This window comes from Citrobacter sp. Colony219, from assembly GCF_019382635.1.
GTDB classification, from domain to species: Bacteria; Pseudomonadota; Gammaproteobacteria; order Enterobacterales; family Enterobacteriaceae; genus Citrobacter; species Citrobacter youngae.
This window is the reverse complement of the sequence record NZ_CP080033.1, coordinates 3,179,363-3,193,339: the sequence shown is the minus strand read 5'-3', so window position 1 is coordinate 3,193,339 and position 13,977 is coordinate 3,179,363. Positions and strand designations below refer to the sequence as shown.

16 protein-coding genes, 1 tRNA gene and 1 riboswitch are annotated in these 13,977 nt (G+C 51.8%); of the genes, 8 read left to right on the top strand and 9 right to left on the bottom strand.

Translation table 11 applies throughout. The features are described 5' to 3' along the window. Positions 1–95: riboswitch (TPP riboswitch) on the top strand. A 32-nt stretch (positions 96–127) separates the two neighbouring features. The 3 genes from thiM to JTI85_RS14480 are packed head-to-tail and all read left to right on the top strand — an operon-like array spanning position 128 to position 2,511. Then, the gene (thiM, locus tag JTI85_RS14490; protein WP_101742044.1) at positions 128–916 is read left to right on the top strand and encodes a hydroxyethylthiazole kinase; all 789 of its coding nucleotides are present in this window, start codon (positions 128–130) and stop codon (positions 914–916) included. After that, on the top strand, positions 913–1,713 hold the full coding sequence (gene thiD / locus JTI85_RS14485; RefSeq protein WP_219351664.1) for a bifunctional hydroxymethylpyrimidine kinase/phosphomethylpyrimidine kinase: 801 nt from the start codon (positions 913–915) through the stop codon (positions 1,711–1,713). The genes thiM and thiD overlap by 4 nt, the downstream gene beginning before the upstream one ends. Positions 1,714–1,764: 51 nt before the next feature. Then, entirely contained in the window at positions 1,765–2,511 is a 747-nt protein-coding gene (locus tag JTI85_RS14480; RefSeq protein ID WP_005129153.1) for a GntR family transcriptional regulator, read from the top strand. On the opposite strand, the gene JTI85_RS14475 is transcribed toward JTI85_RS14480, so the two are convergent. From JTI85_RS14475 to JTI85_RS14465, 3 genes are read right to left on the bottom strand one after another with little or no spacing between them, the layout of a single operon-like run. After that, the gene (locus JTI85_RS14475; protein ID WP_219351663.1) at positions 2,485–3,450 is read right to left on the bottom strand and encodes a PfkB family carbohydrate kinase; all 966 of its coding nucleotides are present in this window, start codon (positions 3,448–3,450) and stop codon (positions 2,485–2,487) included. The genes JTI85_RS14480 and JTI85_RS14475 overlap by 27 nt on opposite strands. Then, positions 3,447–4,451, bottom strand: coding sequence for an ADP-ribosylglycohydrolase family protein (locus tag JTI85_RS14470; RefSeq protein WP_219351662.1), 1,005 nt, complete (start codon positions 4,449–4,451; stop codon positions 3,447–3,449). Before JTI85_RS14470 ends, JTI85_RS14475 begins: the two co-directional genes overlap by 4 nt. Further along, positions 4,448–5,725: a nucleoside permease gene (locus JTI85_RS14465; protein WP_048211198.1), complete on the bottom strand. Its 1,278-nt coding sequence runs from the start codon at positions 5,723–5,725 to the stop codon at positions 4,448–4,450. The genes JTI85_RS14470 and JTI85_RS14465 overlap by 4 nt, the downstream gene beginning before the upstream one ends. 252 nt (positions 5,726–5,977) lie before the next feature. Here JTI85_RS14465 and fbaB point away from each other — a divergent pair, with 252 nt between their 5' ends. Then, positions 5,978–7,030 carry a class I fructose-bisphosphate aldolase gene (fbaB, locus tag JTI85_RS14460; protein WP_005129139.1) on the top strand — a complete coding sequence of 351 codons (1,053 nt, stop codon included), beginning with the start codon at positions 5,978–5,980 and terminating at the stop codon, positions 7,028–7,030. Between the two features lie 21 nt (positions 7,031–7,051). Here fbaB and yegS read toward each other — a convergent pair whose 3' ends face one another. Together yegS and JTI85_RS14450 are read right to left on the bottom strand one after the other, a co-directional pair. Beyond that, positions 7,052–7,951, bottom strand: coding sequence for a lipid kinase YegS (gene yegS, locus JTI85_RS14455; protein ID WP_124020715.1), 900 nt, complete (start codon positions 7,949–7,951; stop codon positions 7,052–7,054). 170 nt (positions 7,952–8,121) lie between these two features. After that, positions 8,122–8,209: transfer RNA gene (locus tag JTI85_RS14450), tRNA-Ser, on the bottom strand. Positions 8,210–8,445: 236 nt separating this feature from the next. On the opposite strand from JTI85_RS14450, the gene ghrA reads away from it, so the two are divergent. The 4 genes from ghrA to JTI85_RS14430 all read left to right on the top strand — a co-directional run bounded on the left by ghrA (position 8,446) and on the right by JTI85_RS14430 (position 11,400). Next, complete coding sequence (gene ghrA, locus JTI85_RS14445; RefSeq protein WP_040230648.1) at positions 8,446–9,384, top strand: glyoxylate/hydroxypyruvate reductase GhrA; 939 nt, start codon at positions 8,446–8,448, stop codon at positions 9,382–9,384. A gap of 116 nt (positions 9,385–9,500) precedes the next feature. After that, positions 9,501–10,238 (top strand): phosphatase, encoded by a 738-nt coding sequence (locus tag JTI85_RS14440; RefSeq protein ID WP_048211201.1) that lies wholly within the window; start codon positions 9,501–9,503, stop codon positions 10,236–10,238. Between the two features lie 23 nt (positions 10,239–10,261). Continuing rightward, on the top strand, positions 10,262–10,816 hold the full coding sequence (locus JTI85_RS14435) for a molecular chaperone (protein WP_005129133.1): 555 nt from the start codon (positions 10,262–10,264) through the stop codon (positions 10,814–10,816). Between the two features lie 101 nt (positions 10,817–10,917). Then, the gene (locus tag JTI85_RS14430; protein WP_219351661.1) at positions 10,918–11,400 is read left to right on the top strand and encodes a DUF1097 domain-containing protein; all 483 of its coding nucleotides are present in this window, start codon (positions 10,918–10,920) and stop codon (positions 11,398–11,400) included. A gap of 45 nt (positions 11,401–11,445) precedes the next feature. On the opposite strand, the gene csgG is transcribed toward JTI85_RS14430, so the two are convergent. From csgG to csgD, 4 genes are read right to left on the bottom strand one after another with little or no spacing between them, the layout of a single operon-like run. Then, on the bottom strand, positions 11,446–12,279 hold the full coding sequence (gene csgG / locus JTI85_RS14425; protein WP_048211204.1) for a curli production assembly/transport protein CsgG: 834 nt from the start codon (positions 12,277–12,279) through the stop codon (positions 11,446–11,448). Positions 12,280–12,304: 25 nt separating this feature from the next. After that, positions 12,305–12,718, bottom strand: coding sequence for a curli production assembly/transport protein CsgF (gene csgF, locus JTI85_RS14420; protein WP_005129126.1), 414 nt, complete (start codon positions 12,716–12,718; stop codon positions 12,305–12,307). Between the two features lie 25 nt (positions 12,719–12,743). Next, positions 12,744–13,142, bottom strand: a complete 399-nt coding sequence (gene csgE, locus JTI85_RS14415) for a curli production assembly/transport protein CsgE (RefSeq protein ID WP_061068136.1) — start codon at positions 13,140–13,142, stop codon at positions 12,744–12,746. 4 nt (positions 13,143–13,146) lie between these two features. Next, positions 13,147–13,797, bottom strand: a complete 651-nt coding sequence (gene csgD / locus JTI85_RS14410) for a biofilm master transcriptional regulator CsgD (RefSeq protein WP_005129125.1) — start codon at positions 13,795–13,797, stop codon at positions 13,147–13,149. Positions 13,798–13,977: the final 180 nt, after the last annotated feature.

Here is a 13,977-nt window from a genome sequence, read left to right as displayed (position 1 = left end):
AAACGACTCGGGGTGCCCTTCCGCGTGAAGGCTGAGAAATACCCGTACCACCTGATCTGGATAATGCCAGCGTAGGGAAGTCTGACACTGCTCGTGTCCCTTCTTTCACGCGGGCAGGAGCTGAACCATGCAGCCTGACCTGCACAGCCGCGCACTTGCGGCCCACACCTTACACCAATTTAGAACGCTTTCCCCCCTCACTCACTGTATGACCAACGAGGTTGTGCAAAGCTTCACTGCCAATACGTTACTGGCACTTGGCGCATCGCCCGCGATGGTGATCGAACCTGAGGAAGCCAGCCAGTTTGCTGCTATTGCCCAGGCGCTGCTCATTAATGTTGGGACACTGACTCAGGCGCGGGCAACGGCAATGCGTGCCGCCGTTGAACAGGCGCAGCAGGCGAAAACCCCCTGGACGCTCGATCCCGTTGCCGTAGGCGCACTGGCGTTTCGTCGTCGTTTCTGTCTGGATTTACTGGCGCTACAGCCAGCGGCTATTCGCGGTAACGCCTCAGAAATCCTTGCGCTGGCGGGGATGAACGGAGTGGGGCGCGGTGTAGACACGACGGATACGCCAGCGGTAGCCCTTCCGGCAGCACAAACACTGGCACGCCAGGTTGGAACCATTGTCGTGGTGACCGGCGAAGTTGACTACGTTACCGATGGTCAGCGTACCGTCTGCGTGAACGGCGGTGACCCGTTGATGACGCGCGTAGTGGGCACCGGCTGTGCATTGTCAGCGGTAGTCGCAGCCAGTTGCGCCCTGGAGGGCGACCGGTTGAATAATGTTGCTTCAGCCTGTAGCTGGATGAAGCAAGCCGGACAACGCGCCACTGAACAATCGACGGGACCGGGAAGTTTTGTTCCGGCATTTCTCGACGCTCTCTATAACCTGAACGCCCAGGAGCAAGCATGAAACGGATTAACGCATTAACGATCGCCGGAACCGATCCAAGCGGTGGCGCGGGGATCCAGGCCGACTTAAAAACTTTTTCGGCACTCGGCGCTTATGGCTGCTCAGTAATCACGGCACTGGTGGCGCAAAATACGCGCGGGGTGCAGTCGGTGTATCGCATTGAATCTGACTTTGTTGCTGCACAGCTGGACTCGGTGTTCAGCGATGTGCGCATCGATACCACCAAAATCGGCATGCTGGCAGAAACCGATATTGTCGAAGCCGTTGCCGAACGTTTACAGCGTCATCGGGTACAAAACGTCGTACTGGATACGGTAATGTTGGCAAAAAGCGGCGATCCGCTGTTGTCTTCCTCTGCGGTTGAAACGCTGCGTACCCGTCTGTTACCGCAAGTGTCGATTATTACCCCTAATCTGCCGGAGGCGGCGGCGTTGCTCGGGGCATCGCATGCCCGAACGGAGCAGGAAATGTTAGAGCAGGGGCGCGCGTTGCGGGCGCTGGGCTGTGAGGCGGTATTAATGAAAGGGGGTCATCTTGATGATGAGCAAAGCCCTGACTGGCTGTTTACCCGCGATGGCGAACAGCGTTTCACCGCGCCAAGGGTGGTGACAAAAAATACGCACGGAACAGGGTGCACGTTGTCAGCAGCGCTGGCGGCACTGCGTCCACGCCATGTTAACTGGGCTGATACGGTACAGGAGGCTAAGTTGTGGCTCTCTGCGGCGCTGGCGCAGGCGGATACGCTGGAAGTGGGCGAGGGGATTGGTCCGGTGCATCATTTCCACGCGTGGTGGTGATGAGCAGAAATGGTATACTGGCTGCAGAAACGGCTGCCAGGAAAAAGATAAATGGAACAAGCGCATACCCAGCTTATCGCGCAACTGAATGAACGTATTTCAGCGGCGGACAACACGCCGCTGTATATGAAATTCGCTCAAACGGTTAAGAACGCTGTGCGCAGTGGGATCCTGGAGCATGGCAATATCCTGCCTGGCGAGCGCGACCTCAGCCAGTTGACCGGCGTTTCACGCATTACGGTGCGCAAAGCGATGCAGGCGCTGGAAGAAGAGGGGGTGGTGACGCGTGCGCGTGGCTACGGGACGCAAATCAATAACATCTTCGAGTATTCGCTCAAAGAAGCGCGCGGTTTTTCACAACAGGTGGTGTTGCGCGGTAAAAAGCCGGATACGCTGTGGGTGAATAAACGCGTGGTGCCCTGCCCGGAAGAGGTGGCTCAGCAGTTGGCCATTGCTGTCGGCAGTGAGGTCTTCTTGCTCAAGCGCATTCGCTATGTTGATGAAGATGCTGTGTCTATTGAAGAATCATGGGTACCCGCCCATCTTATCCATGACGTGGATGCCATTGGCGTTTCACTGTACGACTATTTCCGCAGCCAGCATATCTTTCCACAGCGCACACGCTCACGCGTTAGCGCGCGGATGCCGGACGCCGAGTTTCAGTCACATATCCAGATGGACAGCAAAGTGCCGGTACTGGTGATCAAGCAGGTAGCGCTTGATCAGCAGCAACGGCCTATTGAATACAGTATCAGTTACTGTCGAAGCGACCTATACGTCTTTGTGTGCGAGGAGTAACGCCTCGCGTGAGGGGGCGCAGTCGCCGCCGCGGTGACCCACCACCCAGGATGCTACTGCATTGCCAAGCAGGACGGCATCGCCCAGCGACCAGCCTGATGCCAGCCCAGCCAGCATGCCGCCGGCGTGGCTGTCACCTGCGCCAATGGTGTCAACGACCGCCGTTGCAAATGGCGGTACGCAGCCAGATGTCTGTGCGCTGAAATACCATGCGCCGTCTTTATCGTGACGCACGACCACCGGTGCGGTGAAACGCTGCACCCATTCTGCGCCAAAACCTTCCACATCCTGACTCAATGCAAATCGCTCGGCAGCAATTTCCGCCTCCTGACGATTAAGTGACACCAGCGGACGGCAGGCCATAATTCGTACCAGTAAGGGCTCGGGAATGTCGCCGATGCGCGGGCCAAAATCGATAAACGGCGTCACCTCTTCCAGACCTTCCAGCCACTGCACCAGCAATTCACCGCACGGGGATGCTAGCTGATAACCCGAGAGATACACCAGGCTATGACGCGGGATATCCAGCTGTGCCAGCCAGGCGGCATTCCACTGATTCTCAACGCCGCTAAAGGACATAAATGTGCGTTCACCGTCTGGCTCTACCAATGCCAGACACCAGCCGTTATCGCCTTCGGCATTATCGATCAGGCTGTGCAATCCTTCTTTCACCATACGGTTGCGGATAATATCGGCCCACACGCCCTGACCCAGCGGTAACGCATTGCTGGCCTCGATACCTAAACGTTTAAGCGCCACGGCAATATTGAGCGCGCAGCCGCCAACGTTCACCCCTTGCTGCTTAAGCTCAATATCACAGCCGCGCCAGGGAAGGGCATACGCATCGGCAATCACATCAATAACCGCCGCGCCGACTACCGTGACAGGCCGCTGTGTATGTAACTGTGGGAGAAGGTGTTGTAGGCGCGTGGTGTTCATCGCGCCTCCCGATGCTCACGCAGCTGCATTAATCCACTGGCGTAGCGGATAAAGTCCAGCTGATTTACCGCATCAAGCTCATGTTTCAATGCCGGGTCAATCGCGCCGACGCCGTGCAGCGCGCCACAAATGGCGGTTGCCATCGCCCCGATGGTGTCGGTATCGCCGCCGAGGTTCGCGCACAGAATGGCGCAGCGGTTGGGATCGGTCTGCGCCAGTTCGACCATCGCGATGGCGCAAGGTACGGATTCAATCGTACTGGTTCCAGCCCCCACCACCTGATACAGCTGCTCACTGGCAGACTCAAAGCCGTCGGCATTACGGACGATTTTCAGCGCCAGTTCAAGGCGTGCACAGAGAGACGCGCTGAAGGTGGTGATCCGCTTTTGCTGGGCATGCCGGGCAATGGCGGGCAGTGCGTCGACAATCTCCGACCATTTACCGCCATCAATGGCGCGTGATACCGCCCATGCGACCACAACTGCGCCAGCAATAGCCAGATCCGATTTATGCGTTGGACTGGAAGCTAATGCTACGTCGTCGATAAAGGCATCGAGATCGCGCGCGGGCAGCAGACATCCCAACGGCGACACGCGCATAGCCGCCCCATTGGTGACACCGTTGTTTTCCAGCTTAGCAACGGGCTTACCATCGCGGATGGCATTGAGCGCAATTTTTGAGGTCGGACCCAGCACGTTTTTATTAAAGGCATCAAAGCGCTCTGCCCAGGCCAGAATATTGCGACCAATAACGTCGGGTACAATTTCTCCGTCGCACTCGAGCAGGGCATCTGCCAGACACAGCGCCATGGAGGTGTCATCAGTGAACTCCGCCTGGCTGAAATAGCAGGCGGCATTATTCTCCGCCGGACCGGGCAAAAAACGGTCGATCCAACCGAAGTGAGCTTTTACCCGGGTTCGTGGCCACAGTTCCGACGGCATACCCATCGCATCCCCTAACGCCTGCCCATAAAGAGCACCGAGAATACGTTCTGCTTTCATTTAATTTCCCCTTGTTGCAATACGATATCGCGGTCGTCCACCTTAATGGCGGTGATTTCTTTGTCTGACTCGCGAAAGAAAATCATAAACAGCACGGCGATAACGGCGATCATGATCGCGCCAAATCCCCACATGCCAGCCCAGTTAAAGGTGAGGCCATTCACCGGCTCTTTATAAGCAAACATTTTTTCCATCATCACCCCACCCAGGCGGTAGCCGAGCAGGCTGCCGAATCCCTGACAGCAGAGAGTGATTAACCCCTGCGCAGCGGTACGCATGTGCACTGGCGCTTTTTTATCGACATAGATGTAGGCCGTAACGTAGTAGAAGTCGTAGCTAACGCCATGTAGCAGAATGCCGAGAAATAGCAGGGCGTAGGTGAAATATTCTTCCGCGCCGCCGTAAACAAAAAATCCGTAGCGGATCGCGGCAGTGATAAGACCAAGCAACAGTACCTTTTTAATGCCAAAGCGTTTTGTGAAGAACGGCAGTGCCAGCATGAAGAAAATTTCAGAGAACTGGCCCAGCGTCATCCAGCCGGTCGCATTTTTCATCCCAACTTCTGTCAGGTAGCCGTTGGCGAAGATGTAGTAAAACGCCAGCGGCATGGCAAACAGAAAAGAGCAGAAGAAAAAGACCAGGAAGTTCTTATCACGCAGCAGGATCAGCGCATCCAGACCCAGCATGACTTTGAAATCCATCTTGCCGGTACTTTTCGGTGGTGTATCCGGTAAAAAGAAAGCGAAGATACCCAGTAACGCGGAACTCGCGGCCGTAATGAGCAGCGGAATGTTGGTCGGTGAAATGTCGTTATAGCCGAGCATTTGCGGTAAGAACCCGCAAGCCAGGCCGGAAGCAATCCAGCCGATCGTGCCCATTACGCGAATGCGCGGAAAATCACGTTCGACATCCGGGACGTTGGCGAAGGCGATACTGTTGGTTAGTGCAATCGTCGGCATATAGGTGAGTGAATACGCCAGCAATAGCGGAAAGAATCCGCCGAACGTCGTCTGCTGCGCTGCAAAATACATCAAAATCGCGCCGACAAACATCAGCACTGCCAGTACTTTTTGCGCAGAGAAAAAGCGGTCAGTGATCGAACCGACGAAGATCGGTGAGAGGATCGCGGCAATGGCGGTACAGGCATAAGACCAGCCAATTTCACCAGCAGTAAAGCCGCTTTTACTCAGCCAGAGCCAAAGCGGCACAAACCAGGCGCCCCAGATAAACCACTCCACAAACATCATGAACGACAGCTTAACTGTAGTTTTCATCTTTAAATCCTTCATGACAGGTAAGGTACGTCTGGATAGTACCATTCAACAATACCTTTTAAATACCTTTATGGTCTAAATTTGACCGCTGTATCATTTTTTGATGCCTGAATCGAGCCAGCGGAAATCGCTGAAAAGTGCGCTAAAGATGGAAAAAATGCGCAGTCAGTACCAGGCTTATTGCTGCCCGCCATCAGGCGGGTCAGGACAATCCACTTCCGAGATCAAATCGGAACTTACGGGAGCATAGCTATGACTGATATTGCGCAGTTGCTTGGCAAAGATGCCGACAACCTTTTACAGCATCGTTGTATGACCATTCCTTCTGACCAACTTTACCTGCCAGGACATGATTACGTCGACCGCGTGATGGTTGACAATAACCGTCCCCCCGCTGTGCTGCGTAATATGCAGACGCTGTACAACACCGGACGGCTCGCCGGGACCGGTTATTTGTCGATTCTGCCTGTAGACCAGGGTGTGGAACATTCTGCTGGGGCATCGTTTGCCGCAAACCCGCTGTATTTTGATCCGAAAAATATTGTTGAGCTGGCGATTGAAGCGGGCTGCAACTGCGTCGCGTCAACCTATGGCGTGCTGGCGTCTGTTTCCCGCCGTTATGCGCATCGCATTCCATTCCTGGTGAAAATTAACCATAACGAAACGCTTAGCTACCCGAATACCTTTGACCAGACGCTGTATGCCAGCGTGGAGCAAGCGTTCAATATGGGCGCGGTCGCGGTGGGGGCAACCATTTATTTTGGTTCAGAGGAGTCGCGCCGCCAGATTGAAGAGATCTCTGCAGCCTTTGAGCGCGCCCATGAGCTGGGCATGGTGACGGTACTGTGGGCCTATTTGCGCAACTCTGCGTTTAAGAAAGACGGTGTGGATTATCATGTTTCGGCTGATTTGACCGGGCAGGCAAACCATCTGGCGGCAACTATCGGCGCGGATATCGTTAAACAGAAAATGGCGGAGAATAACGGCGGGTATAAAGCGGTTAACTTCGGCTATACCGACGATCGTGTCTATAGCAAGCTGACCAGTGATAACCCGATTGACCTGGTGCGTTATCAACTGGCGAACTGCTATATGGGACGCGCCGGACTCATTAACTCCGGTGGTGCGGCCGGCGGAGAAACCGATCTCAGCGATGCGGTACGTACCGCGGTGATTAACAAGCGTGCCGGTGGCATGGGGTTAATTCTTGGACGTAAAGCGTTCAAGAAAACCATGGCTGACGGCGTGAAGCTGATTAATGCCGTCCAGGATGTTTATCTGGATAACAAAGTCACGATTGCCTGATGTCAGTAGAGTGCCGTCGGATTAGCGCAATAATGGGCAACCCGGCGGTAGCCTGCAGCGCAGGGCTGCAGGCAGGATTTCAACATGAAACTCTTGCCCGCTGAGCGGTTCTCCATCCAGATTGAAGGTAATTTCATGTGGCGCACGGATATCAAACCATGATGATGTGCCATCAATGATATTCGGATTGTCTTCGGACTGAGTTATCGCCGATAGCAGTGCCGGAATCAGCTCCTCACCGGTAAAGATTCGCAGTTGCAGCAGGCCGTCATTAATGAGCGCTGTCGGGCAAAGTTGCTGTCCACCACCGGCCTGACGCCCATTGCCAATACCAATCACCAGCGCGTCCCCCTGCCAGTGAAAGTTTTCGCCGCGAATTTCGCAACTGTCTGGCTTCAGCGTATCCATGCGCATTAACCCGTGAATAAAGTACGACACACCGCCAAGGGCGGCTTTGAGTTTCTCCGGTGTTTCGGTAGTGATCCGAGTACCGAACCCTCCTGTCGCCATATTGATAAAGCAGGTTTTATCGTTGACCTGCACCATATCAATCTCTACCGAATTCCCGGCAATGGCCAGCTTTAATGCCTTGTCCAGCGCTTCAGGAATGCCAACGCTGGTAGCAAAATCATTTGCCGTTCCCAATGGCAAAATCCCGAGCGCCGGAACATTCTCCCCCTGACAGTGGATCAGCGCAGTGGATACTTCGTTGATGGTACCGTCACCACCGCCGGCAATCACCGTTGCTACGCCCAACCGGAGCGCTTCATCAACGTAACGTTGTGCATCGCCTTTTTCCCAGGTCACGCGAACATGGATTTCGACACTCTCATTGCGCAGTTGAGCGATAGCGTCACGCAGGGGAAGGTTATCAGCACTTTTTCCATTCAGGATCAGTAAGCTGGCCGGGAATGCTATCATCCTGTTGCCTCACTTTTATCGTTTTAACTAGTGTATGTCAGGAATGCATATATGGCGTAGGAACTGACTGAAAGCGAAGATCCATCGACGGGTTCTGAGGGCGGTTGATAGTCTGTATGGGACAGAGGCGAAAAAAAGCCCGTACTTGCGTACGAGCTCTTTCTCGAATATGGCGGTGAGGCGGGGATTCGAACCCCGGATACGTTGCCGTATACACACTTTCCAGGCGTGCTCCTTCAGCCACTCGGACACCTCACCATATTGTTGTTCCTGTACTGCTGGAACGGGCGCTAATGTAGGGGAAATACCGCCCCGGCGTCAATCTACTTTTTCAAAAAAACGTGCATTTACACAAACTTCAAGCAACATGGGGCTTAAATGAGCGGGAATTGTTTTTTTTGCCAGCACTCTGAAATTTGCTAATCTGATGTTCCCTCGGAAAATGATGATAATAAGTGCGAGAATGTTCCGCATAACAATGTTCAGGAGACAATATGGAAATAATTTTCTATCACCCTACATTTGATACGGCCTGGTGGGTAAAGGCGCTGACGAAAGCCATCCCTGGCGCTAACGTTCGCGAGTGGAAAGCGGGTGATAATGCCCATGCCGACTATGCGCTGGTCTGGCATCCGCCGGTTGAAATGCTGGCAGGGCGAAAGTTAAAAGCTGTCTTTGCATTGGGAGCCGGAGTGGACTCCATCCTCAGTAAGCTTAAAGCACACCCGGAGATGCTGGATACCTCGATTCCACTTTTCCGTCTGGAAGATACCGGTATGGGTCTGCAAATGCAGGAGTATGCGGTGAGTCAGGTGTTGCACTGGTTCCGCCGCTTTGATGACTATCAGGCATTAAAATCCCAGGCGAAGTGGCAGCCGTTGCAAGAGTACACCCGTGATGAATTTACCATCGGTATCATGGGGGCCGGTGTATTAGGGGCTAAAGTGGCAGAGAGCCTGCAGGCATGGGGGTTCCCACTGCGTTGTTGGAGCCGTACCCGTAAATCCTGGCCTGGTGTGGAAAGTTTTGCGGGCACCGAAGAATTGAGTGCATTTTTAAGCCAGACGCGTGTGCTGATTAATCTTCTGCCCAATACGGCAGAAACGGTAGGCATTATTAATGCCGGACTGTTGAATCAATTACAGGATGGAGCCTATGTGCTGAACCTGGCGCGTGGTGTTCATCTCAATGAAGACGATCTTCTGGCATCGTTGGATAGCGGAAAACTGAAAGGTGCGATGCTGGATGTCTATAGCCGAGAACCGCTACCGGAAGACAACCCATTGTGGAAACACCCACGTGTGGCGATGACGCCGCACATTGCTGCGGTAACGCGCCCAGCGGAAGCGGTGGATTATATTTCTCGTACAATCCTGAGCCTGGAAAGTGGAAAAGCGGTTACCGGTCAGGTTGATCGCGTTCGGGGTTACTGATATCAATGTCAACCCGGCCAGCGCCGGGTTTCGACTAAATACAACCCGAATTATTTAGGGTATTAATGGCGGCGATACCTGCTATCCTTGACGGAAAACGACTACAGGAGAGAGTTATGTATCCCGTTGACCTGCATATGCATACCGTTGCCAGCACCCATGCCTACAGCACCTTAAGTGATTACATCGCTGAAGCTCATCGCAAGGGTATCAAGCTGTTTGCCATCACCGATCATGGACCGGACATGGCGGATGCGCCACACCACTGGCACTTTATTAACATGCGTATTTGGCCGCGTGTTGTAGATGGCGTAGGGATCCTGCGCGGAATTGAGGCGAATATTAAGAATATAGAAGGTGAAATTGACTGCTCAGGGCCGATGTTTGACTCACTCGATCTGATTATTGCAGGCTTCCATGAGCCGGTTTTTGCACCTCACGATAAAGACACGAATACCCAGGCGATGATCGCCACGATGGCGAGCGGCAATGTGCATATTATCAGCCATCCAGGAAATCCCAAATATCCCGTCGATATCACCGCAATTGCACAGGCGGCGGCAAAATATCAGGTCGCGCTGGAAATCAATAATTCCTCGTTTTTGCATTCGCGTAAGGGCAGTGAAGATAACTGTCGCGCTGTGGCTGCGGCAGTACGTGATGCAGGTGGCTGGGTGGCCCTGGGTTCAGATTCCCATACCGCATTCACGTTGGGAGAGTTCGGTGAATGCCGTAAGATTCTGGATGATGTGGGCTTCCCGGAAGACCGAATTCTGAACGTTTCACCAAAACGCTTGCTGTCGTTTCTGGAATCGCGGGGCATGGAGCCTATCGCGGAATTTGCTGAACTTTAATTGTTACTAACTGGAATATATCAATGAACGAGTTTTCTATCCTGTGCCGTGTACTGGGCTCGCTGTTTTACCGCCAACCGCAGGACCCTTTACTGGTTCCCCTGTTTACCTTGATTAGCGAAGGTAAACTGTCTGCTAACTGGCCACTGGAACAGGATGAGCTGTTGGCCCGTTTGCAGAAAAGCTGTGATATGCCCCAGCTTGCTGCAGATTACAACGCGCTGTTTGTCGGGAAAGAGTGTTCAGTGCCGCCTTATCGTAGCGCCTGGGTAGAAGGGGCGAAGGAAGCGGATGTTCGTGCATTCCTGTCTGCGCGTGGAATGCCGCTGGCGGATACACCAGCCGATCATATTGGTACCTTGTTGCTGGCGGCATCCTGGCTTGAAGACCAGTCCGCAGAAGATGAGAGTGAAGCACTGGAAACCTTGTTTGTTGACTACCTGCTTCCCTGGTGCGACACGTTCCTTGGTAAAGTTGAGGCGCATGCGAATACCGCTTTCTGGCGAACTATGGCGCCACTGACGCGCGATGCAATTAGTGCAATGTGGGATGAATTACAGGAAGATACAGACGAATAAATGTGATTTAAGTCACTATATACTGCAACGCAATTCATCATCTTGCATGAATTGTGTGCACGATCTCATTACCATGCCGTTTTTCTGCTAAGATGCGCGGCATGAACATACTTCTCTCTATTGCAATCACAACGGGCATTCTCTCCGGACTCTGGGGATGGGTGGCCGTTTCTCTTGGTTTACTCAGTTGGGCTGGCTTCCTGGGCTGTACAGCCTATTTTGCCTGCCCACAAGGTGGACTGAAAGGGCTGTGGATCTCGGCGTGTACGCTGCTAAGCGGTGTGGTGTGGGCGTTGGTGATTATTAATGGTAGTGCACTTGCCCCACATATGAACATCCTTGGCTATGTCATGACGGGAATTGTCGCATTTATGATGTGTATCCAGGCAAAGCAATGGCTGCTTTCATTTGTGCCAGGCACGTTTATTGGCGCATGCGCAACGTTTGCAGGGCAAGGGGATTGGCAACTGGTTGTGCCGTCTCTGGCGCTAGGTCTGGTATTCGGCTATGCGATGAAAAACAGCGGATTGTGGCTGGCATCACGTCGCGAAAACCCGGCTTCATCCACGCTGACCAGTAAATAAAAAAAGCGTGAGGGCTTCCTCACGCTTTTTATTCTCTCTTTAGTATCAGGACTCTGGAGGTACCGACATATGGCGGTATTTGACCAGAATGTCGTTATCAACTTGTTTCTTATCCTGCAAATCCCACAAGCCGCGATCGATACCGTCATTTATCAGGAAGATAACGCCAGTTTCAATGGCTGACATCAGGCAAAGCATGACCGGTTCGTTAGAGGTATAACCAATTTCCCCTTCCAGAAGCCGTTGGTAGTCAATGAAACGGAATACCCCTGCCTGCACTTCATAAGACAGGATGGTTTTACTGGTATTGACCGAAGAAAGGATCTCACCGGTACTGACGTTAACTACGCGCAGGTTTACCGCTATCTGGTCGAGTTGATATTGCGTATCGGCACCAATACCGAAATAACGCGCGCCGACACCACCTGATTTAACGTTGCTTTCATAGCCGATGATTGAACCTTCCACCATCACGTTAGCTGCGGTTAATGATTGCAGCGGAATTCGGTTGTTAATGGCAACCGTGCCGTTTTCCTGTGCCGCACGGATGATTTTTCGTTCGTTCAGTAAGTTCTGTAATCCCTGACGCTCCAGCGGCACGAACCAACGCGAATCTTTCAGTGCGGTAACCAGCATTGCCGTGGCACTTTGCGGTACGGCAGTGGAGAAGTTACTTGCCGGATAAGGTTTAAACTGACCAGTTTCATCCTGGATATTGTAAACCGATACAAAGATTTTACCCGTAGGCATCGGGAGATGCGTCAAGTCTTTGTAACTTTGGGCGCGAGGCATTAATGTCGGTTTAGCGGCTTCTTGCGGTGGGGACGTTAAGCATCCGCTGAGTAAAAATACTGCAACCATTATAAGTAAGCGCTGCATGATTTTTTCCTTTCGTGGCTATGGCTTAGAAATCGGTTGACTGTGTTTGTAAACCCGACACTTCGATCGTTGATGTTTTTCCCGATTTCCTGTCGGTAACATTCAATTGCAGCTGCCCGTCCCGGTTAGCGATATCAATGATAAAATCATTGGTCACCATTCTTCCCGGCTTACCGGTATTAATGTTGGTGAGCAGGCCGCCGAGAATTTGTGACTGAATCGCCTGAGTAAAGTTATCCAGCGCTGACGGTGTTTCAATTCCGTAATCGCTATAGCTCGGATCTTTATAGGAGTTCTGCGCCTGAGCGCTGTTCAACAAAAAAGCGCCGTTATTCGGGTTGCCACCAAAGTTTGGATTTCGGAACTGGAACGTCATGTTTCCGGCCCAACTTAATGGTGAAATTAGCATGAGCAAAACCACTGCATGTTTGACACGCATGAAAGCCTCCGGACAAAATCATGTTTTAGAATTCATCGCGCGCTAAATCGCTCGTGCTTAATAGTGTTTGATCTATTTGCCGGCGATTTAATGCTTCCTCAGTTTGTGCCAATGCGAAGACGACAATTTTGTCGAAGTCTCTTTTCGTGGGGAATAAAAAAGTCTGGAAGATAACGTCCTGATTGACCGTTATGGTGATCCAACTTCCCCAACGCGCACTGGGTCTTTCATTGATAGTTAAATTTCCTGTGTACTCACTTTCCCACTTGTCACTAAATGCACGATAAAAATCATGCCCGATTGAAGAGACAGTGTGGTCAGTTAACAGTCCGGGAACCTCCACTTCTACGCTTGTAGCCGCGTGCAAATTCCCGGCAGCAAAGAATAAATTTGCTGCCACAATCCAGGTCAAATAGCGTTTCATGGCTTTATCGCCTGAGGTTATCATTGGCCCATGAGACCGCCTGCGTACGATTTTTGACAGCTATCTTTTTGAAAAGATTATAAAGATGTGTTTTTACCGTATTTTCACTGATAAATAGTGAGCGAGCGATTTCAATATTTGAGGCGCCGATACGCAATTTATTAAGTATCTCTTTTTCACGGTGTGTCAGCAGCGCTGATTCCGTGCTGTTATAACGATAATTTCCAGAATGCGTGATCAGATAACTGGCAAGCTTTTGCGTGAAGTAACATTCACCGCGTAAGACACCCTGCAAGCCGCTAACAACACGCTGTTCGTCTTCAGTTGCGTAAAACACGCCATTGATATGTGGCCAGTTTTCGATATCCCGATAAGGGTAGTCATCAGGGGTATTCAACAATAACGTCTTTATATTGTTGTTTTTTCTGCTCAAATTATCTTGCCAGTAATGGATCAGTTTTTTATCTGCCTCCATCATATCCAGTAAAACAATGCAGCTGGAGGAAATATCATCCAGAGAACGTTGAATATTATGTAGTTTTCCGGTTAGCGCCAGTGATTGTTTTAAATGTTGTAATAATGCAGTTGCCTGCAAAGAAGGTTTCGTGATCAACAATAATGTATGACCATGAATGCTATGGACTTCATTAAACATGATGAAACTCCACTTTTTAGTCGCACACCTGACAGCTGTCTCTACTAAAATAGAGGCACCAGAAGTACTGACAGATGTTGCACTGCTGTGTAGAAATAAAATACCGACCCAAAGGGGTGAAAATATTAAAACAAATGGACTTCAACTGATTTCAATCTAGCTATTACAAATCTTAAAGCA

Bases quoted from the DNA above. Each gene is read 5' to 3' on its own strand.
- thiM (WP_101742044.1), top strand. From the start codon at position 128: ATGCAGCCTGACCTGCACAGCCGCGCACTTGCGGCCCACACCTTACAC.
- thiD (WP_219351664.1), top strand. From the start codon at position 913: ATGAAACGGATTAACGCATTAACGATCGCCGGAACCGATCCAAGCGGT.
- JTI85_RS14480 (WP_005129153.1), top strand. From the start codon at position 1,765: ATGGAACAAGCGCATACCCAGCTTATCGCGCAACTGAATGAACGTATT.
- JTI85_RS14475 (WP_219351663.1), bottom strand. From the start codon at position 3,450: ATGAACACCACGCGCCTACAACACCTTCTCCCACAGTTACATACACAG.
- JTI85_RS14470 (WP_219351662.1), bottom strand. From the start codon at position 4,451: ATGAAAGCAGAACGTATTCTCGGTGCTCTTTATGGGCAGGCGTTAGGG.
- JTI85_RS14465 (WP_048211198.1), bottom strand. From the start codon at position 5,725: ATGAAAACTACAGTTAAGCTGTCGTTCATGATGTTTGTGGAGTGGTTT.
- fbaB (WP_005129139.1), top strand. From the start codon at position 5,978: ATGACTGATATTGCGCAGTTGCTTGGCAAAGATGCCGACAACCTTTTA.
- yegS (WP_124020715.1), bottom strand. From the start codon at position 7,951: ATGATAGCATTCCCGGCCAGCTTACTGATCCTGAATGGAAAAAGTGCT.
- ghrA (WP_040230648.1), top strand. From the start codon at position 8,446: ATGGAAATAATTTTCTATCACCCTACATTTGATACGGCCTGGTGGGTA.
- JTI85_RS14440 (WP_048211201.1), top strand. From the start codon at position 9,501: ATGTATCCCGTTGACCTGCATATGCATACCGTTGCCAGCACCCATGCC.
- JTI85_RS14435 (WP_005129133.1), top strand. From the start codon at position 10,262: ATGAACGAGTTTTCTATCCTGTGCCGTGTACTGGGCTCGCTGTTTTAC.
- JTI85_RS14430 (WP_219351661.1), top strand. From the start codon at position 10,918: ATGAACATACTTCTCTCTATTGCAATCACAACGGGCATTCTCTCCGGA.
- csgG (WP_048211204.1), bottom strand. From the start codon at position 12,279: ATGCAGCGCTTACTTATAATGGTTGCAGTATTTTTACTCAGCGGATGC.
- csgF (WP_005129126.1), bottom strand. From the start codon at position 12,718: ATGCGTGTCAAACATGCAGTGGTTTTGCTCATGCTAATTTCACCATTA.
- csgE (WP_061068136.1), bottom strand. From the start codon at position 13,142: ATGAAACGCTATTTGACCTGGATTGTGGCAGCAAATTTATTCTTTGCT.
- csgD (WP_005129125.1), bottom strand. From the start codon at position 13,797: ATGTTTAATGAAGTCCATAGCATTCATGGTCATACATTATTGTTGATC.